The organism is Tumebacillus avium (genome assembly GCF_002162355.1).
Lineage (GTDB): Bacteria > Bacillota > Bacilli > Tumebacillales > Tumebacillaceae > Tumebacillus_A > Tumebacillus_A avium.
This window is the reverse complement of sequence record NZ_CP021434.1, coordinates 3,178,396-3,197,300: the sequence shown is the minus strand read 5'-3', so window position 1 is coordinate 3,197,300 and position 18,905 is coordinate 3,178,396. Positions and strand designations below refer to the sequence as shown.

At 55.1% G+C, this 18,905-nt stretch carries 20 protein-coding genes; 1 reads left to right on the top strand and 19 read right to left on the bottom strand.

Annotated features, from left to right (window positions below; all coding sequences use genetic code 11):
• Positions 1-16: 16 nt before the first annotated feature.
• From CBW65_RS15430 to spo0A, 7 genes are all read right to left on the bottom strand, one after another.
• The gene (locus CBW65_RS15430) at positions 17-565 is read right to left on the bottom strand and encodes a TlpA family protein disulfide reductase (protein WP_087457602.1); all 549 of its coding nucleotides are present in this window, start codon (positions 563-565) and stop codon (positions 17-19) included.
• Positions 566-586: 21 nt separating this feature from the next.
• Positions 587-2,368, bottom strand: a complete 1,782-nt coding sequence (locus CBW65_RS15425; RefSeq protein WP_198299628.1) for an ABC transporter ATP-binding protein — start codon at positions 2,366-2,368, stop codon at positions 587-589.
• 57 nt (positions 2,369-2,425) lie between these two features.
• Complete coding sequence (locus CBW65_RS24300; RefSeq protein ID WP_157721977.1) at positions 2,426-2,602, bottom strand: hypothetical protein; 177 nt, start codon at positions 2,600-2,602, stop codon at positions 2,426-2,428.
• Positions 2,592-3,155 (bottom strand): TlpA family protein disulfide reductase, encoded by a 564-nt coding sequence (locus CBW65_RS15420; RefSeq protein WP_157721976.1) that lies wholly within the window; start codon positions 3,153-3,155, stop codon positions 2,592-2,594. Before CBW65_RS15420 ends, CBW65_RS24300 begins: the two co-directional genes overlap by 11 nt.
• 4 nt (positions 3,156-3,159) lie before the next feature.
• Positions 3,160-3,732, bottom strand: a complete 573-nt coding sequence (locus CBW65_RS15415) for a MauE/DoxX family redox-associated membrane protein (protein WP_157721975.1) — start codon at positions 3,730-3,732, stop codon at positions 3,160-3,162.
• 13 nt (positions 3,733-3,745) lie between these two features.
• Entirely contained in the window at positions 3,746-4,252 is a 507-nt protein-coding gene (locus CBW65_RS15410; RefSeq protein ID WP_157721974.1) for a hypothetical protein, read from the bottom strand.
• 302 nt (positions 4,253-4,554) lie between these two features.
• Positions 4,555-5,319 carry a sporulation transcription factor Spo0A gene (gene spo0A, locus CBW65_RS15405; protein ID WP_087457597.1) on the bottom strand — a complete coding sequence of 255 codons (765 nt, stop codon included), beginning with the start codon at positions 5,317-5,319 and terminating at the stop codon, positions 4,555-4,557.
• Positions 5,320-5,582: 263 nt separating this feature from the next.
• Here spo0A and CBW65_RS24295 point away from each other — a divergent pair, with 263 nt between their 5' ends.
• Positions 5,583-5,744 (top strand): hypothetical protein, encoded by a 162-nt coding sequence (locus CBW65_RS24295; protein ID WP_157721973.1) that lies wholly within the window; start codon positions 5,583-5,585, stop codon positions 5,742-5,744.
• Between the two features lie 44 nt (positions 5,745-5,788).
• On the opposite strand, the gene spoIVB is transcribed toward CBW65_RS24295, so the two are convergent.
• The 12 genes from spoIVB to CBW65_RS15345 all read right to left on the bottom strand — a co-directional run bounded on the left by spoIVB (position 5,789) and on the right by CBW65_RS15345 (position 18,903).
• Positions 5,789-7,102 (bottom strand): SpoIVB peptidase, encoded by a 1,314-nt coding sequence (gene spoIVB / locus CBW65_RS15400; RefSeq protein WP_087457596.1) that lies wholly within the window; start codon positions 7,100-7,102, stop codon positions 5,789-5,791.
• 162 nt (positions 7,103-7,264) lie between these two features.
• Positions 7,265-8,992: a DNA repair protein RecN gene (recN, locus tag CBW65_RS15395; RefSeq protein WP_087457595.1), complete on the bottom strand. Its 1,728-nt coding sequence runs from the start codon at positions 8,990-8,992 to the stop codon at positions 7,265-7,267.
• Positions 8,993-9,003: 11 nt separating this feature from the next.
• On the bottom strand, positions 9,004-9,450 hold the full coding sequence (ahrC, locus tag CBW65_RS15390) for a transcriptional regulator AhrC/ArgR (protein WP_087457594.1): 447 nt from the start codon (positions 9,448-9,450) through the stop codon (positions 9,004-9,006).
• A 25-nt stretch (positions 9,451-9,475) separates the two neighbouring features.
• Entirely contained in the window at positions 9,476-10,333 is an 858-nt protein-coding gene (locus tag CBW65_RS15385) for an NAD(+)/NADH kinase (protein ID WP_087457593.1), read from the bottom strand.
• 117 nt (positions 10,334-10,450) lie between these two features.
• Positions 10,451-11,284, bottom strand: coding sequence for a TlyA family RNA methyltransferase (locus tag CBW65_RS15380; RefSeq protein ID WP_087457592.1), 834 nt, complete (start codon positions 11,282-11,284; stop codon positions 10,451-10,453).
• A gap of 103 nt (positions 11,285-11,387) precedes the next feature.
• Positions 11,388-13,283, bottom strand: coding sequence for a 1-deoxy-D-xylulose-5-phosphate synthase (gene dxs, locus CBW65_RS15375; RefSeq protein ID WP_087457591.1), 1,896 nt, complete (start codon positions 13,281-13,283; stop codon positions 11,388-11,390).
• Positions 13,284-13,377: 94 nt separating this feature from the next.
• Positions 13,378-14,157 (bottom strand): DUF421 domain-containing protein, encoded by a 780-nt coding sequence (locus CBW65_RS15370; RefSeq protein ID WP_087457590.1) that lies wholly within the window; start codon positions 14,155-14,157, stop codon positions 13,378-13,380.
• Between the two features lie 98 nt (positions 14,158-14,255).
• On the bottom strand, positions 14,256-15,149 hold the full coding sequence (locus CBW65_RS15365) for a polyprenyl synthetase family protein (protein WP_087457589.1): 894 nt from the start codon (positions 15,147-15,149) through the stop codon (positions 14,256-14,258).
• A 10-nt stretch (positions 15,150-15,159) separates the two neighbouring features.
• On the bottom strand, positions 15,160-15,405 hold the full coding sequence (gene xseB, locus CBW65_RS15360; protein WP_087457588.1) for an exodeoxyribonuclease VII small subunit: 246 nt from the start codon (positions 15,403-15,405) through the stop codon (positions 15,160-15,162).
• A complete protein-coding gene (gene xseA / locus CBW65_RS15355; RefSeq protein WP_087457587.1) occupies positions 15,398-16,762 on the bottom strand; it encodes an exodeoxyribonuclease VII large subunit in 1,365 nt (454 codons plus the stop codon). Before xseA ends, xseB begins: the two co-directional genes overlap by 8 nt.
• A 90-nt stretch (positions 16,763-16,852) precedes the next feature.
• Complete coding sequence (locus tag CBW65_RS15350; protein ID WP_087457586.1) at positions 16,853-17,863, bottom strand: NAD(P)/FAD-dependent oxidoreductase; 1,011 nt, start codon at positions 17,861-17,863, stop codon at positions 16,853-16,855.
• A gap of 98 nt (positions 17,864-17,961) precedes the next feature.
• The gene (locus CBW65_RS15345; RefSeq protein WP_087457585.1) at positions 17,962-18,903 is read right to left on the bottom strand and encodes a Kae1-like domain-containing protein; all 942 of its coding nucleotides are present in this window, start codon (positions 18,901-18,903) and stop codon (positions 17,962-17,964) included.
• Positions 18,904-18,905 lie beyond the last annotated feature (2 nt).

Here is an 18,905-nt window from a genome sequence, read left to right as displayed (position 1 = left end):
TTATGATATCTGAATCTTATCGTGATTTAATCTGAGGTCCGTGCATCTCCAGTCGCTTGATCATATCCTCAAAAGAATTCACACGCACTTTGACGATGACTTGCCTGTTCTCGCTGATCATCACCAAAGCGGGCACATACTTGACCGCGTAGGCTTGTCGTACTTCTCCCGAAGCAATCAGTGAAATGTCCGGCGGCAGCAGAGCAGCTTTTTCAGCGTCCCCCTCATCAGATGTGATCACGATCCAGCGCGCATTTGGTATCCGTTCCCGCGCCTCCGCAAGATGAGGAGTGATTTCCTTGCAGACTTCACAATGCGGCAATGTGAAGAGCAGCATCGTTGCTTGTCCCGCTTGCAGTGAAACTTCACGTCCAAGATGATCCAGTTCCCGAAATCCAGGCGCTTGTGAACCCACAGCCAGCCCGCGCTTCTCTGCGGTCGGCGCCGCCTTGCGAACGTTTTGCAAAAAGCCCCCAATCTGCTTGGCCAGCACGAAATACAGCACAAATTGCACAATTGCCGCAATCCCAAGCCCATACGTGGAAAGCATCAGCGCTTTTTCCAAGTACGATCCCCTCCCGTTTCATCAAACATACCATTTTGCCTGCATGTCGTACATCCGCTGATACTCCCCGCCAAGGGCCATCAATTCCTCATGCGAGCCCGATTCCAACAGTGCTCCATCTTTCATGACCAAAATTCGGTCCGCCATTCTGGCAGCCGCCATGCGGTGGGAGATGAACACAGCTGTGCTGTTTTGCGTCAGTTGATCAAATTTCTGGAACACTTCCATTTCCGCTCGAGGATCGAGTGCTGCCGTCGGTTCGTCCAAAATGATCACCTGACCGTCAGAGAACAATGCGCGCGCCAAAGCGACTTTTTGCCATTGTCCTCCCGACAGATCCTCCCCGTCGCGGAAACTGCGGCCCAAATAAGTGTCATAACCATCTGCCATTCGTTGCACAAAGCGATCCGCGCCGCTTTTTTGGGCTGCCCGTTTCACCCGCTCCAGATCTGCAGCCGCTTCCAGTTGTCCAATCGAGATATTCTCCCGCACCGTAAAGTCGTAGTGCATAAAGTCCTGAAAAATAACGGTCAAATTTCGGAAGAACTCAGACTCGCCGATCTCTTCCAGCGGCAGACCGTCAAATCGAATTTGCCCCTCTGACAAGCGGTACAACCCCATCAAACACTTGACCAGCGTTGTTTTGCCGGAACCGTTCTCGCCAACGATGGCGATCCGCTCGCCAGGCGAAATCGAAAACGATACGTTCCGCAACGTATACCGCTCACTTCCCGGGTAGCAAAATGACAAGTTATCCACAGTGATTCCTGTTTCCAACGGTCTTGGAAAAGGAGCTGTCCCCCGCTTGATTTCATAAGCGGAGAGATCAAGTTCGATGAACTGGAAAAACTCGCGGATATACAACCGTGTCTCATGAATGCGGGCCAAATGTGTGACGATTCCGTTCATCGCACCCTGCGTTCCTTGCACCGCTTGTCCGAGCGCGACAAAGTCACCGATCGTGACCTTGGTTGTACGGGCCAGCCAAATGATCAGCCCTGCTGCGCTCACATAAAACAGTGCGGTCAACCCATCCATCCCGATCATGGCGAGTTTCTCCCGCCGGGTCAATTTCAGAAGCTCTTGCGAGTTTTTTCTATATTTATCAGACCAGCCTCGCAACAGAAACTCTTTCATTTGAAACAGGCGAACCTCTTTTGCAGCTTGCCGATCGATGAGAAGATGTTTTAAATAGCTGGCCTCGCGGGCCAGCGGTGTTTGATGAAAGCGCAGATGGAACCTCTGGTTGCCAAAGCGCACCAACACCAACAATACCGGAATCGAGCCGGCCAGCGAGACCAACACCAGCCCCCAATGCACACTGAGCAGGAAAGCAAAAAACGACAGCAATGTCGTGAAATATCTGCCAATTTCGAAAATGTTTTTCACCGGCTGCATAAAACGGATACCATGTCCGGTATAGACGCGTTCGATCGTATCATGAAAAGCCGGCACATCATAAAATGCCAGCGGGGCAGATGATGTCTTTTGCATCACCATCTGCTGGAGGTCATGATCGAGCTTGATCTCCGTTTGTTTGTCGAGCAGTTCTTGACCTTTTAGCACCGCAGACGATACGAAAAGCAAAGCAAATTGCGCGAGCAGCAGCAGGAACGATGCCGTATACTCCTGCTTCGCACCGCCTAAAACAGCAGCAACCTCATTGATCAATTCTTTGACCACCCACAGATTGGTGATCGGAATAAGTCCCATAAATAAGCTGATCAGTGCAGAAAACAGTACCCAAATGCGCTGATTCTTCCATACATATCGAAAAGCTTTGAGCAGCTCCGAATTTTTCATCTTCATCACCTTTTTTAGAAAAAGACTGCCGAGCGGACTCGGCAGTCTTCTTTCGTGTTAGCAGCAGGAACCCGAGTACTTGCAACCCCAAGTGGAGTCGCAGTTGTACAGTTTGTACGGACGGTAGGTGGAGCATCCTTCATTCTTGCACTCCGTGTACAGTTCGCCTTCCGGTGCTACTACTTCAGAAGATTGAGAAGAAAGGCCAATCATCTTGGTCAATTTATCCAGCATGTTTATCACCTCCTTTCAATGGAGTAAACTTCATGACCTCGATCAGATCGGAGATGTTTCCGATGTGATCAAAATCTGCAACATAACCCTGTGCGTCGATCAGCACGAAAAACGGAACATTTTGAATTTTATAGTTCTCCATGATCGAGTGACTGCGGATCATCGAAACTCCGTCCGGTATCGGCTTGACCGGCGCTCCAAGATCCTCCGGCGCGACGACGATCACCCGCAGGTCTGGGCTGTCTTTGAATAGCTGCGGCAGTTTTTCGATGATAGACTGACAGATGCTACAAGTATCAAGGGTGAACAACAGCAACGTTGCCCTGCCCTCGTTCTTGTTCAGTGTCACAATCTCTCCCCGATGATCAAGTTCGCTGAATAACGGCGCTCTGCTGCCAAGGAGCAGTACAGCGTTTTGCGCAGTGTCCGTCGCATTGATTTGAAATCGTTTCAAGAACTGCGAGACGGAGCGCGTCATGGTAAAGAACAAGAGGAATTGAAGAATCACGACAACCCATAAAACGATGTTGGAAATTACAAGAAATGTCGTCATCGCATCATCCCCTTTCCCAGAACGAGCGCATTTCATTTGAGATTGCCTGCATCTCATTCACGATGGTCCACACAAACATCGCGGCCACCGCCGCCAATAGCAGCACCCACATCTCAAGGCCGAGCACTGCGGCAATGCTGTATCCGCTTAACAAGGCGTCTGCGCTGAGAAGAGGCGTATTCACCGCATACACGATCATTGCCAGTACGATCAGAACTGCGTTTCGCAAGACCAGCCATCCGGATAATTGATGATTCCCGGCAGCTCCCCCGCATCCACAGCTGATTTCCTTGCGACCCCTCAGCAGATTCACCGTGATCGCCGTTGTGTAGATGAGCAGCAACAGCACCGCCGCCAGCGCCGTCAGATCTTGATAGATGCCGACGATGAGCAGCAGGCTCAAGCTGAGTTCAAAGTACACTTCACCTTTAGCAAATGGCTTGACGAGCCGTTTCGGCAGTATCTTGTAATCTTCCACAATCCCGATGTGCTCTCCCATCTTCTTCAGTTTCGACCAGGCGGTCGTAAAGAATAGGAAGGCAAGCAGCAATCGAAGCAACAAGGCAAGTTGATCCATGTTCATGCCCCTTTCAAATCCGTTCCTTCATCTTGCGGTAATACTTAACCAAAAGACGAAGCGGGCGTTGCACGCGGTGCACAATCCCGTTTGAATCAATCAGCATGACGAACGGTGTGCTGTCCACCCCGATCCGATTGTTCAAACCGGCTGGATACGGCTGCATCGGGACATGTCCTTCAAATGCTTCCAGAAAATCGCGAAGTTTCTCCACTTCGACCTCTTCTTGTTCGTAGAAGCACATGAACGGAACTGGCTCTTGCGCGTTGGCGCGAATCCAATCGTGAAGCTCTTGTTCACAGGCCGAACAGGAAGGCGAAGCGAGCATAATAATCGCCGGCCGCTGTCTGACATGTTCCGGAAGCGGAAGCACAACGTGCAGATTTACACCAAGCACACCGTGCTGAAATCCTCCTTTGACAATCTCATCAGGCAACATTGCGATTTCTGTTTGCAGGTTGTGATGAGATCGTTGGAAGAGCAAGTAAACAAGCAAGCTCAGCAACATGAAGACGGCCAAAGAGATAAACTCCATTTTCATCACCTAGGTTAAAATTACATCTGTTTTTGGTACACATAATGACCTTATGTAGTTATTATATTTAATCATCAGAAAGAAATCAATATATTATTTTCAATTTTATGTATAATTTTTTATTGTTATCAGTTCTCCAAACAAAAACACCCGATAAATCACGAGGATTTATCGGGTGCGATGGAAGAAGATTATAGGTTTCAAAACAAGTTTGTTGGCGTTTCACAATTAGGATAAATGATTGCGAATTGCTCTGTTTCCCTTGTCCTGTCTAAGCTCCGTCGCTGTTAGGAAATCTTCGCCTCGATGCGCAGCTTATCCGCGACCATGGCGATGAACTCGGAGTTGGTCGGTTTCGCCTTGCCCACGTTGACGGTGTTGCCGAAGAGGTTGCGGATGGAGTCGACGTTGCCGCGGCCCCAGGCTACTTCGATTGCGTGGCGGATCGCACGCTCGACGCGGGACGGGGTGGTGTTGTACTTTTCTGCGATCTTCGGGTACAAGACTTTGGTGATCGAGCCGAGGATCTCGACGTCTTTGTAGACCATGCCGATCGCTTCACGCAGGTAGTGGTACCCTTTGATGTGCGCCGGAACGCCAATCTCGTGGATGATGTTGGTGATCGATGCATCGACGTTTTTGCCGCGGGTCATCTGCTGCTTCGGAGCGGTACCCGGAACTCGCACGACCTGGCGGATGCGGTTGGCCAGCACGTCCATGTCGAACGGCTTTAAGATATAGTACGCAGCGCCGAACTCTACGGCACGCTTCGTGATGTTTTCCTGACCGAATGCTGTCAACATGATTACTTTCGGGTCGTATGCAAGCTGCATGCCTTGGATCTTCTCCAACACGCCGATGCCGTCGAGAACCGGCATGATGATGTCGAGGATGATCACATCCGGCTGCTGGCTGTCGAGCAGATCCAGCACTTCACTGCCGTTGTATGCCACGCCCACGACTTCCATGTCGCTTTGCTCGGTGACAAATTCTTTCAGAAGCTCCGCAAATTCGCGGTTATCGTCTGCGATCAGAACCTTGATATTCTTCACTGAGTAAGAACCCCCTTGTGTACGCTCACCTGACTGAAAAGATATTTCGACAAGGCGGTTTTTATTCCTCTATTACCCTCCCATAAACATTTAGACTGATTTCAACAATTTCCGCGTCTTTTAATCTGCATTTTAACAAAATTAGATCGAATACCACCAGCGAGTGGCTCCATTTTGTCGAAAAATATCACAGAGCCCCAAATAAATTAGTTCTAAAGTCCCACAAGAAATATGTAACAATAGAACAAAAGGGGAGACGATTTGTGACTACCAGAACCCGCATCATCATGCTTGCCGTGGCTGTCGTGCTGATCATTTTCGGCAGTTTGCTCTATCAGCAGCAGGATCAAACGCCGCCCGTCTACAAACCAATGCCTGTCGACGGCCCGGAGATCGACACCACACCGCCGGTGCCTTTGAAATAACACAGGCAAAAACGCCCATGAACTGGGCGTTTTTTGTTTGCCGTTTAAGATGCTGCGGACGTTTTGGTTTTCACACCCGCTTCGTTGAGCATCCATTCGATGAAGACGCCGTAGCCTTGCGTCGGGTCGTTGACGAAGACGTGGGTCACAGCGCCGACGACTTTGCCGTCCTGCAAGATCGGGCTGCCGCTCATGCCTTGGATGATCCCGCCTGTCTTGGAGAGCAGGCGCGGGTCGGTGACTTTGATCACCATGCTTTTTGTCGCCGGATATTTTTGACGCATCACGTTGACGATCTGAATCTCAAATTCCTCGACCTTCTGCCCGTCGACGACGGTGAGGATCGACGCTTTGCCTTCGTGCACCTGTTCGGCCAGGGCAACCGGCATCGCTTGTCTTACTTTGGCGTTATCCGGCAAGGACTCCATCTTGCCGAAGATCCCAAAGTCGCTGTTGCGGGTGATCGAGCCCAGCACGCGGTCTTCGTCGATGAAGATCCCCCGTTTTTCACCAGGTGTGCCGCTCTCCCCTTTATCGATCGAAGTTACTCGGGAATGCACAACTTGTCCTTCACCGACACCGATCGGCTGGCCGGTGTCCACATCGGTAATCACATGGCCCAGCGCCCCGAAGACGCCATAATCCGGCTGGTAGAATGTCAAGGTGCCGACACCTGCTGCCGAATCGCGAATGTACAGCCCGATGCGATACGTCTCGCCGTCTTTGTCAAAAATCGGCTTGACCTTCAGCTTCAAGATCTCTTTGGCGCGCTTGACGGTAAACTCCAGCGGACGCTCCGCTTTGCCCGCTTTGTTGATCCACTCGGCCGCTTCTTCGACCGATTTGACCTTGCGCCCGTCGATGGCGGTGATGATGTCACCAACCTTGACTTGCGCCTGCTCTGCGGGCGAGATCGAATCGTTGCCCGATTTGACGAGGTTGTAGCCAACGACCATGATTCCGGAAGATTTGAGTTTGACACCGATCGACTGACCGCCCGGAATGACTTTCAAGTCGGGCACGACATTGACATGCACCGATTTGACCGGGATCATTCCGAAAAGTTTGACTTGCAAGTCGGCCGAGCCGGTTTTGCCTGAATCGATCTTGAGAGGTTGTTTGCGGCTGGATGCAACTGTTGCCTCCGGAGATCCGGCAACCGAGACGACAGCCGGTTCGGACGTGGTCACTGTAGCAAACGAGTGCAGCCCGAAATCAAGCGCCGTGCTGGTGCCTTGCAAAATCCGTAGTTCTTGGGGAATGCTTGCGAGCTGATGAATAGGTGTGAACCAACACAAAGCGACAAACATTGTTGCGACGAAAAGTCCTAAGAGTTTTCTGCGAGTGTGTTTTGTCAAACCATCTCACGCTCCCCTTCCTTCCCTGTCTGCACCTCCGTATACCTCTGCCGAAAGGACAGTGTCGTCTTGGAGTGATAGCTATAGAATGCCACCCTCGCCGTCCGGCTATCCTGCCAAACATCTGCCATGCATACGCGCTTTTGGCAGTCTTGACGCTGATCAGGCTTTGATCAGGCAGGCGCGCTCGAGCATTTCGGCGGCATGCTTCAAGGTGGTCTCGGTCAGTTCCGCGCCGGACAGCATCCGGGCGATCTCTTCGACCCGCTGTTCTTCATTTAGTTGGATCACTTCTGTGCGCGTGCGCGTCTCATCCTGGCGTTTCTGGATCAGGTAGTGCGCATCGGCCATCGAGGCGACCTGCGGCAGATGCGTCACACAGATCACCTGGCGCTTCGTGCCGATCAGCCCCAGTTTTTCCGCGACCGCCTGCGCGGCCCGGCCGGAAATGCCGGTGTCGACCTCGTCGAAGATCAAGGTGCCTACGTTGTCCACATCGGCGAGGATCGTCTTGATCGCCAGCATCGTCCGCGACAGTTCGCCGCCCGATGCGATTTTGGCAAACGGGCGCAGGGGTTCGCCGACGTTCGGGGAAAACAAAAATTCCACCCGGTCGATGCCCCACTCGCTGACATGCACTTTCCGTGAGCCGATCGGCAAGCCGTCCGCATCTTGAATCTGCGTGAAGGTGATCGCAAACTGCGTCTTGGGCATCATCAGCTCAGACAGCTCGTCCATCACCGACTGGGACAGCCTTTCAGCCGCTTGGCGGCGCGCTTTGGACAAAGCCACAGCGCGCTTGGCGAGGAGGAGGCCTGTGCTTTCCACAGCTTTGGACAGGATCTCCAAGCTTTCCTCATGATGCTCCAGCGTGTGCAGTTCCCCTTCGATGCGGGCAGCAAAGGCAAGGATGTCCGCCACGGAATCCCCGTACTTTTTCTTCAGGCGGTTGATCAGGTTCAACCGCTCTTCCAGGTTGGACAGCCGCGCCGGATTGAACTCGATGCCGTCCCGGTAATCGCGCAGGGAATGCGCCGCTTCTTCTAATTGGTACAAAGACGATTTGACCAGATCGAGCACCGGGAACAGCGTCTCGTCATAGCGGACGACACTCTCCAGTTCGCGGATCACACGGTTGACGCCATCGAGGGTCGATGTGCTGGCGCGACTGCCGCTGTACAACACCTCATAGGAGGAGTTGGCGGCGTCGAAGAGCTTTTCGGAGAAGGAGAGTTTCTTGTGCTCTTCCTCCAACCGCTCATCTTCCCCATCACGCAACGCGACTTCCTTGATCTCCTGCAGTTGAAAGCGCAGGATGTCGAGGCGCTGAATGCGCTCCTGCTCGCCAAACGTAGCTTCGCGCAGGCGGTTTTTCGCATCGCGGTAGGCAAAATAGGCACTTTCCACTTCGGCGCGCAAAGTCAGCAGCTCTTCCCCGCCAAACCCGTCGATCAAAGCAAGCTGTTCGCGCACATCGTGCAGGGTCTGGTGCTCATGCTGTCCATGCATGTTGATTAAGTATTGCCCAAAATTCTTGAGCATCTGCACGGTGACCATTCTTCCGTTTATTCTGCAAACATTTTTTCCGGCGGCGGAGATCTCGCGGACGATCAGGATGTTGCCGTCTTCAACTTCCAGGCCGTATTCGTCGAGCAGTTCTTGAAACTCAGCCGAAGGTTCAACGGCAAAAAGAGCCTCGATCGTGGCTTTGTCTTTGCCCTGCCGAACATATTCGGACGAGGCCCGACCGCCTAAGATGAGACTCACAGCGTCAAGGAGGATCGATTTGCCTGCCCCGGTCTCCCCGGTCAGGATGCAGAGGCCCGTCTCAAAAGACAGGCGCACTTCTTCGATCAAAGCAAAATTCTTAACAGACAGTTCGAGCAACATGGGCAGACCCCCTAGACGTAGGAGAGAAAGCGGCCCACAATTTCCGGTGCCACTTCTTTGGTGCGGACGATGATTAAAATGGTGTCATCGCCGCAGATGGTGCCAAGCACTTCCGACCAGTCCAGCGCGTCGATGATTGCGCCGACCGCATGGGCGTTGCCAGGCAATGTTTTCATCACGACCAAGTTCTCCGCCCGGTCGATCGAAACGAACGAGTCGAGCAGCATGCGGCGCAGCTTCTGCTCCGGGTTGTAGCTCGGCTCGGCCGGCAGCGAATATTTATAGGTGCCGCTCTGGGTCGGCGTTTTCACCAGGTGCAGCTCTTTAATATCGCGGGAGACGGTCGCTTGTGTCACCTGAAACCCGGCTAGGCGCAACCGATCAACGAGCTCTTCTTGTGTTTCGATGTCTTGCGTCGAGATGATCTCTCGAATTTTAAGCAGGCGTTGGCCCTTCATATTTTCAATCAAACTCCTTCACCGTTTACGGCGCGTTGTGCAGCTTGCGGCGCAGCACTTCATAAAATTCGCGGTCGCGCCATTTGATCAGCTTCGTCTTGTAAGCTGCTTGCTTTACGCGGATGATATCGTGGTTTTCCAAGGTGCGAAAATCCTGCCCGTCGACGAGCAGCACCATCTCTTCATGCGTGCCGGTCACTTCGACCCGCACTTCCTGATCGGCGGCGATGACCAGCGGACGGGAGTGCAGCGTATGCGGGCAGATCGGCGTGATCAGCATCACGTCGATGTGCGGCGACACAATCGGCCCGCCGCAGGACAGCGAATAAGCGGTCGAACCGGTTGGCGTGGAGACGAGCAGTCCGTCCCCCGTGTACTGGTCGACGTACATATCATCCACAAACAATCGGTTGGTCACCATCGTGCCAAACCGGTCTTTGACAATCCCGATGTCGTTGAGCGCAATCAGGTCCTGATAGATCACCTGGCCGCCGCGTTCGACCTGCGCTTCAAGCATCAGGCGGTTCTCCAAACAATAATTGCCGTCTAATACCCGCTTGACCGAATCTTCGAGGTCTTGCGGTTCCGCTTCCGACAGAAAGCCGAGATGACCGATGTTGATGCCGAGCAGCGGCAGGCCGGTCTTGGCAAATTGGCGCGCGAAGCCGAGAATCGTGCCGTCACCGCCTAGCACGAACAAGAGATCCACATGATCGGCAAACTCGCTCTGCGGCAGGCAGATGTCGTCGCGGCCGATCGTCTCCGCTGTCTTCTCGTCAATCCGGGCAGCGGCGCCGTGCTTCTCGATGATCTCGATCAGGCGGCGCGCCACATCCTGCGCCATCGGCTTGGTGTGGTTGACCAAAAGCCCTATCACCTTCATCTCTGGCTCCTCCTTCTCGATACGGCATAAAAATTCCTCTATAGTCGAGCAAAATCAGCTTTTATGTAGGGAGTGCGGTATATCAAGTCAATTCGAGAACGGGGATTAAAATCCCTTTTATTTTTCCAATGTCTTGTGCGATTCGGCAATGATCCCGTCGATCGCCGCCTGCAAAGCTTCCGGCGCCAAACCTGCGCCTTGTTTGGTCAGGTGCGCCAAAAATTCAATATTGCCGTGCCCGCCCGTAATCGGCGAGAAGGTGACCTTTTGCACCTGCCAGCCCTGCGCCACCGCCGTGCCCAGCACATGCTGCAGCACATCGCGGTGTACCTCCGGGTCGCGGACGATCCCGTTTTTGCCGACGCGTTCCCGGCCCGCTTCAAACTGCGGCTTGATCAGCGTGAGCAGTTGCCCGTCTTCGGTCAAGATTGAATGAATCACCGGCAACAGCAGGCGGATCGAGATGAACGACACGTCCATCACGGCGACCTGCGGCGTTTCGCCTTTGAGATCTTCCCGCTTCAGATGGCGGAAGTTGGTGCGCTCCATGACGACGACGCGCGGGTCGTTGCGCAAGGTCCAGGCCAGTTGACCATAGCCGACATCGACCGAGTAGACCTGCTTGGCGCCGTTTTGCAGCGCGCAGTCGGTAAAACCGCCGGTGGAAGCGCCGATGTCGACGACAACCTTGTCATCAAGCGTCACGTCAAACTCCTTGAGCGCCTTCTCCAGCTTCAGCCCGCCGCGCGAGACGTACGGGTGCAGATCGCCTTTGACGATGATCGCCGCTTCAATTTTGACCTTGGTGCCGGCTTTGTCCACCCGTTCATTATCCACCAGCACCAGCCCGGCCATGATCGCTGCTTTTGCTTTTTCCCGTGAATCAAAATGCCCTTTGTCGACGAGCAGGACATCGAGGCGCTCTTTGGCGCCCGGTTTTGGAGTGGTCATAAAACGTTCCCTCGTTCTTCTGTAGGATGCATTAGTAGTTACCGTTCACTAAAAACGGGAGGGACATGCGTCCCACCCGCAAGAATGAACACTTTGGAACTGATCAGGCACGCTTTTGCTTCAAAGGCACCATCGTTTTGACATAGTCGGCCAGCGTCGTTGCGTTCAAGCCGACCGAATCCAACAGCTGCTGCGGCGAACCGTGTTCGACGAACAGGTCGGGCAGCCCCATCGGGAACAACTCCACGCCGGTGATGCGGCGCTTCGCATAAAACTCGAGGATCGCGGAGCCTAAGCCCCCGGCGATCGCCGCTTCTTCGATCGTGATGATCGGCGTTCCGCGCTCCGCCAGTTCGAGCAGCAGCTCTTCATCGAGCGGCTTGGCATAGCGCATGTTGACCACGCGCGCCTCCACGCCGTCCGCTGCGAGCAGCTCCGCCGCGTTTTCCGCGACATGCACCATCGGGCCCAGCGCCAGAATCGCCGCATCTTTGCCTTCGCGCACCGTTTCCGACTTGCCGATTTCCATCACCTTAAACTCTTCATCCATCTTCACGCCGTAGCCGGTGCCGCGCGGATAACGAACTGCGACCGGACCGTCGCCATGGACAGATGCGGTATAGAGCATGTGCTGCAATTCATTTTCATCTTTCGGCATCATGATCTTGATGTTCGGGATGCAGCGCAGGAAGGAGATGTCAAACGCCCCTTGGTGCGTTTCCCCGTCTTCGCCAACCAGACCTGCGCGGTCGATGGCGATCGTGACCGGCAGATTCTGAATGCAGATGTCGTGAATGACCTGGTCATACGCGCGCTGCAGGAACGTCGAGTAGATCGCCAGCACCGGACGTTTGCCCGAGCAGGCCAGACCTGCCGCAAACGTGCCGGCGTGCTGCTCGGCGATCCCGACGTCGAAGAAGCGGTCCGGGAACTCTTCGGCATATTTGATCATGCCGGAGCCGATCGGCATCGCCGGAGTGATGCCAACGATGTCTTGATTTTGGCGGGCCAGTTTGATCAGCGTGTCGCCAAAGACCTTGGTATAGGTCGGAGCGGCCGGTTTGATCACTTTCGGCGCATTGCCAGGCTTGGCGTTAAAGCCGACAGAGACGGAATGCATCTTGTCGGGCGCATCGGCCGCCACCGCGTAGCCTTTGCCTTTTTGGGTGACGACGTGCAAGAGTACCGGGCCTTTGGTGTTTTTCGCCTGTTCGAGATATTTTTTTAACGTGGCAAGGTCATGCCCGTCGATCGGCCCCATGTAGGTGAAGCCAAACTCTTCGAACAGCATGCCCGGCACGAGCAGTGTTTTGAACGAATCGCGCAGACGCTTGAGATATTTCTCCGTCTTGTCGCCGACATTGCCGATCTTGTGCAGGACGTTGGCGATATCCTTTTTGAATGACGAATAGTGCGGGTCGACGCGGAGCTTGGTCAGGTAGTTGGTGATCGCGCCGACGTTGGTCGCGATCGACATTTCGTTGTCGTTGAGCACGACGACCATATCGGACTTGACGTGCCCGGCATGGTTGAGCGCTTCAAACGCCATCCCGCCCGTCATCGCGCCGTCCCCGATCACGGCGACCACCTTGCTGTTTTCTTTTTTCAGATCCCGTCCGATCGCATAGCCAAGCGCCGCCGAGATCGACGTGCTGGAATGGCCGACGTCAAACATGTCGTGCTCCGACTCGCCGCGCTTGGGAAAACCGGACATGCCCTTGTACTTGCGCAAGGTGGGAAACAGATGCTTGCGTCCGGTGAGAATCTTGTGCACATATGCCTGGTGACCCACGTCCCAGATGATCTTGTCAACCGGTGAGTTATACACTTGATGTAACGCCAAAGTTAGCTCCACCACGCCGAGGTTGGAACCGAAGTGGCCGCCGGTGGTGGCCAGGTTCTCAATCAGAAAGTGACGAATCTCTTCAGCCAGAATGCCCAGTTGTTCAACCGATAATTGCTTTATATCAGAGGGGCAGTTTACTTTGTCGAGCAACATGCAGTTACCGCCTCACTTCTTTTGTAGAGTAGGTGCACGCGAGCCTTGGTTTAAAACGACAATATTATATCACACCTGCCAGCTACTTACCTGCCTAATTTTTCTCTGTCGCCTGTTTCGATGCTTCCGTCGGCACGCCGGTGGTGGCCTGTTCTCCGCTGTCATACTGCTTCGGCGGCTTTTGTCCGTTCGGCTTTTTGTCGGCCGCATCATACCACAGCGTCCCCTGCTCATCGAGCGTGACAAGCGTCAGTTCTTTGATTTTGGCCGCAAGCACCCCTTGTGCCTGCAGTTTCATGATCACATCGTTTTTGCTGGAACCGAGCACTTTCAGGTTATCTTCAATCCACTCGCCGTCGATGAACACCGGCACCTGACGCAGCACAGGCGGCACCTGCAGGTCGAGATCGCCCGGCTGGATCGGCCGGACCGATGCTTTGGGAATCACGGAGATTTCACCGGCCTCTTCCATGATCGCAAACTCCACATCGGCCAGCGAATTGTAGCCTTTGATACGCAAATGACCCAGCAGCTCTGTTACTGTTATACGCGCTTCGCGCATGCCGGTTTCACTGATATGTCCTTTATGCACTAAAATGGACGGTTTATTTTTCAGCACGACCCGCATTTTGTTGTTCAGCATCAGGTACGACCAGCCGAGATAGGTGAGTACAAGGACCAGCACCCCGATCAGAGTTTTGCTCAGATTGCCCGGCACGGTAATAAACCCGCCCAGCGATGCGCCCATCGCGGCCACCACAAACAGATCGAAGCTGGACATGTTGGCGACTGCGCGCTTCCCGGCGATGCGCAATAAGAAAAAACCGGCGATAAAGATCACGACCGGAGCCCATAGATAGCGATATTCTTCCATGAACAAGCCTCCCTTGGAAAATCCTTGTAAGGCTAGTGTGTGTCGTTTCCTTGCGCTCTATGAAAAAAAGCACGGGGCAAATGACCCCATGCTTTCGTTTACACGTCGCGGTTGACCAGCCAGTCGGCGATCTCCTGCAGGCGGTTGGTCCGCAGCGGAACGCTTTGCAGCGCCTGATGCGCTTCTGCAGTCAGGCGGCGCACCATCTCGCGCGACTCCTCCAGCCCGTAGAGCACCGGGTAGGTCGATTTGCCGTGCGCAGCGTCTGCTCCGACCGCTTTGCCCAGCTTCTCCGCTTCGCCCACCACATCGAGGATGTCATCGACGATCTGGAAGGCCAGGCCGATTTTTTGCGCGTAGGAGGTCAGCGCCAGCAGCTGGTCTTCGCTCGCTTCAGCAAAAATGGCGCCGATGCGCACCGACGCGGTCAGCAGCGCCCCGGTCTTGTGCGCATGAATGAAGGCGAGGCGCTCTTCGTCCGCTTTCATCCCTTCATTCTCCATGTCGGCCATCTGGCCGGCAATCATGCCGACCGAACCGGCTGCCGTCGCCAACTCGCCGACGATGCGCAGCAGCACCGCTTCGCGGCCTTGAGCGTCGATTGTGCCGAGCACTTGGAACGCCTGGGTCAAGAGCCCGTCCCCGGCGAGGATCGCCGTCGCTTCGCCGTACACCTTGTGGTTGGTGAGCTTGCCGCGGCGGTAATCGTCATCATCCATCGCCGGCAGATCGTCATGCACCAGCGAATAGGTGTGGATCATCTCCAAGGTCGACGCCACCGGCAGCGCCGCTTCCACGTCGCCGCCAAGCGCTTCGACCGTTGCCATGGTCAGTACCGGGCGCAGGCGCTTGCCGCCCGCAAACAGCGAGTAGCGCATCGCGTCATAGAGAGCTTCTGGATATTGGTCTTGAGGCGGCACAAGTTGGTCCATCGCCAGCTCGATCCGCTCGCTCATCGTGCGAAGATACTGTTTGAGATCCTCTTGGCTCATGTTCGTTTACTCATTCCTCTGTTTGAAAAGATTTTTTGGTCAGCCCGCCCGCTTCTGCGACCAGCATCTCGATCTTCTGTTCCGCCTGATCAAGCTTCTCGCGGCAGATGCGCGCCAACTGCATGCCTTCCTGGAACTCGGAAATCGCCTTTTCCAGCGGCAGATCGCCCGCTTCCATCGCGCGCACGATCGCTTCCAGACGCTCCAGCGCCTGTTCAAATGTCTGTTCCTGCTCTTGTTTTTTGCTGTCAGCCATTCGTTTTCTCCTCCTCCAGTCCCCATACCGAACAGTCGATCCAGCCGTCTCCAACGCGCACCTGCACCTTGTCGCCAAGCTGCACGTCGTCGATGCTCTTGATCAACTGTTGCTTGTCACCCGTGTAGGTCAGGGAATAGCCGCGCTTCATCACCGACAGCGGGCTTAACACGTCCAGTTTGTCGAGCAGGCGTTCAAACTTGCCCGCTTCTTTGCCGACCCGGTCGGCAGCAGAGCGCTGCAGGCGCTCGACCGTATACTTCAGCGTCTGATCCATCCGCTTCGCCCGCTCGATCGGGCTTGTCCGCAGCAATCGCCCTTCGAGTTGGGCCAACCGGCGCTCGCTTTGGCCGGACAGCTTGGTCAAGGCCAGCTGCAGCCGGTCTTCCGCGTTGTCTACCACCTGTTGCCACTGGTGCAGCTGATGGGTCGGACGGGTAAAGACGGTCGAGGTCTCAATGCGCTGAATGCGCTGTTTCGCGTCGCGCATCTTCCCGTCCAGCGCACGGTGCAGCCTGTTTGTCAACAGCTCGACATGCTGCTTCAGGTCATACAAGTTCGGTACGGCGATCTCCGCCGCTGCGGTCGGCGTTGCCGCACGGAAGTCGGCCACATAATCGGCCAGCGTCGTGTCGGTCTCATGCCCGACCGCAGAGATGACCGGAATCAGCGAAGCATAAATGGCGCGCACGACCGGCTCTTCGTTAAACGCCCACAGCTCTTCCAGCGACCCGCCGCCGCGCCCGACGATCAGCACATCCACTTCGTTCAGTGCATTCATTGCCGCGATCGCATCGGCGACCGAAGCGGCTGCCGTCGGCCCTTGCACGATGACCGGATGCAGCAGGATATGCGCCACCGGATAGCGGCGGCGAATGGTGGTGATGATGTCGCGCACCGCAGCGCCCGTCGGCGAGGTGATGACGCCCACGACACGCGGGTAGCGCGGGATCGGCTTCTTGTGCATCGGATCAAAAAGCCCTTCGCGCTCCAGTTGCTCTTTCAGCTGCTGAAACGCTAAAAACAGCGAACCCAGCCCGTCCGGCTGCAGGTCATCCACGTAAAACTGATATGCGCCGTCGCGGTCAAAGACCGACACATACCCGTGCGCGATCACCTTCATGCCTTCTTTCGGGACGAACTTCAAATAGCGGTTGTTCCCCGCAAACATTACGCTTTTGATCCGGCTCTGCGAATCTTTCAGCGTAAAATACATGTGCCCTTTGCTATGGTGGGTAAAGTTGGAGATCTCCCCCCTTACAAAACAGTCTTGCAACTGGGGGTCCGATTCAAACATCCCTTTGATCTTCGCAGTCAGTTCCGAAACGGTCGGAATGTGCTGTTGGGTTTGCAACATGGTATCAACTCGCTTTTTCGACAAAAATCACAGGCTTATCATACCATAAAAAAGTTCACGCCTGTGCGGCGTGAACTCTCTTGGTCAGAACTATTCTTTGCGGTTCGAAGAGTGGCCCGGATGCAGCTTCGCGTTCGGGTCGAAGAACTGCTTCGCGTTGTTGACAGCGGTCGGCGCTTCGCCAAAGCCGGTCGCGATCAGCTTGACCTTGCCCGGGTAGGTGACGATGTCGCCCGCAGCGTAGATGCCCGGGATGTTCGTCTCCATCTTGGTGTTGACGACGATCATGTTGTCTTCCACTTCCAGACCCCACTCGAGGATCGGGCCGAGGGAAGCGGAGAAGCCCAGTGCGCCGATGATCAGGTTGACATCGATCTCTTCGGTGGACTTGTCCTTGTTGTTGACGAGGACCGCCTTTTCCAATGCGTCTGCGCCGTGCACCGACTTCAGCTCATTGAAGACTTTGACGTCGACTTTCGAATCATACAGCTTCTTGACCGACTCTTCATGCGCGCGGAACTGGTCGCGGCGGTGGATCAAGGTCACCTTGTCGCATACTTCTTCAAGCATCAGCGCGTAGTCGACTGCGGAGTCGCCGCCGCCAACGACGAGCGCCTGCTTGCCTTTGTGGCTCTGCAGGTTGTCGATGAAGTAATGGATGCCTTTGCCTTCGAAGTCCTTGGTGTTTTCAGCCGGCAGGGAGCGCGGGGTAAATGCGCCGATGCCTGCGGTGATGATCACCGTCTTCGAACGGTGCACCGTGGTGTTGGTGGTCAGTTCAAACGTGCCGTCTTCGAGCTTCTGAAGGCCGATGACGCGCTCGTTCAGGCAGACGGTCGGGTTGTATTGGAACGCCTGCTCTTTGAGGTTGTTGACGAGGTCGCGCGCCAATACTTTCGGGAAGCCCGCCACATCATAAATATATTTCTCCGGATACAGCTCTGCCAATTGGCCGCCGAGCTGCGGAAGCGAATCGATGATCTTGGTCTTCGCATCGCGAATCCCGGCATAGAACGCGGTGAACAAGCCGCACGGTCCGCCGCCTACGATCGTAATATCAAACACCTCAGCATCATGTTTCAGATCTTGTACGTCTGCCATGCTAACTTCCTCCATGATCATTCTCTATTTTTTTCGACAAGTTTTTCGAGTAAGGCAAAATCTATTATACAATAATTTTATGATTTAACCAAGCTCGATTACGGTAGAAGTTGTAACCCGAGCCTGGCCACGCCAAATGCGTTGTCGGTCGAATATTTCGGCAGGGCAAAATACAGCTTAGCCCCGACTGCGCGGTGCTCCAGGCGGTAGACGAGCCGCTCGCGGATGTACAGGTTGGCCGCGACGCCGCCGACGATCAACAGCGACTTCACCCCAAGTTCCTGCACCGCTTTGCGCAGGACTTTCTCCAAGCCTTTGGCGATGCAACGCTCCACCGCCCGCGCCACGTCGGCCGGGTTGGCGCCTGAGGCGATCAGACGCATCGCCGCTGTCTCAGGCCCTGCCAAGGACAGGTTGTACCCGTCGACGGGAGACGGCAATGTCACCTCTTCGTCGGCGGATTCCCGGGCCAATTTTTCCAGATGCGGACCGGCCGGGAACGGGAGCCCCAGCGCCACGCCGACGCGGTCGACAAACTGCCCGGCGTGCAAGTCGGTCGACGTGCCCAGCTCCGCGATGTCGTAGCCGTCGGCAAGCCGTCTGACTTCCAGCAAGTCGGTCGTGCCGCCGGACAGATGCACGGCGAGGAAATGGTCGGCCGGCACCACCCCGGCACTGCCTTCACCTGCCGAGATATGGCCCTCCTGATGAGTCGTTTCGAAAAACGGCACCCCGTGCGTCGACGCCAGCGCCCGCCCCATGCCGCTGCCGGTTGTAAACACCGGCATGTAGGAGCCTTCGAGGCGTCTGGGACGCGTGGAAGCGATCACCGCGCGCAGCTGGCCGGTCAAATTCCCGAGCCGTTCGATCATAGTAGGCAGGTTCTGAACATGTTGGAAGAGGGCCGCCGATTGCTGCAGCCCTCTTTCCCCTTGTTCCACCAGGAGCAGTTGACGCTCCTCCTTGACGATCTGCCCGGCTTCGTCGATCAGGCAGACCGAGGTGGTATAGTTGCTGGTGTCGATGCCAAGCACGTACATTC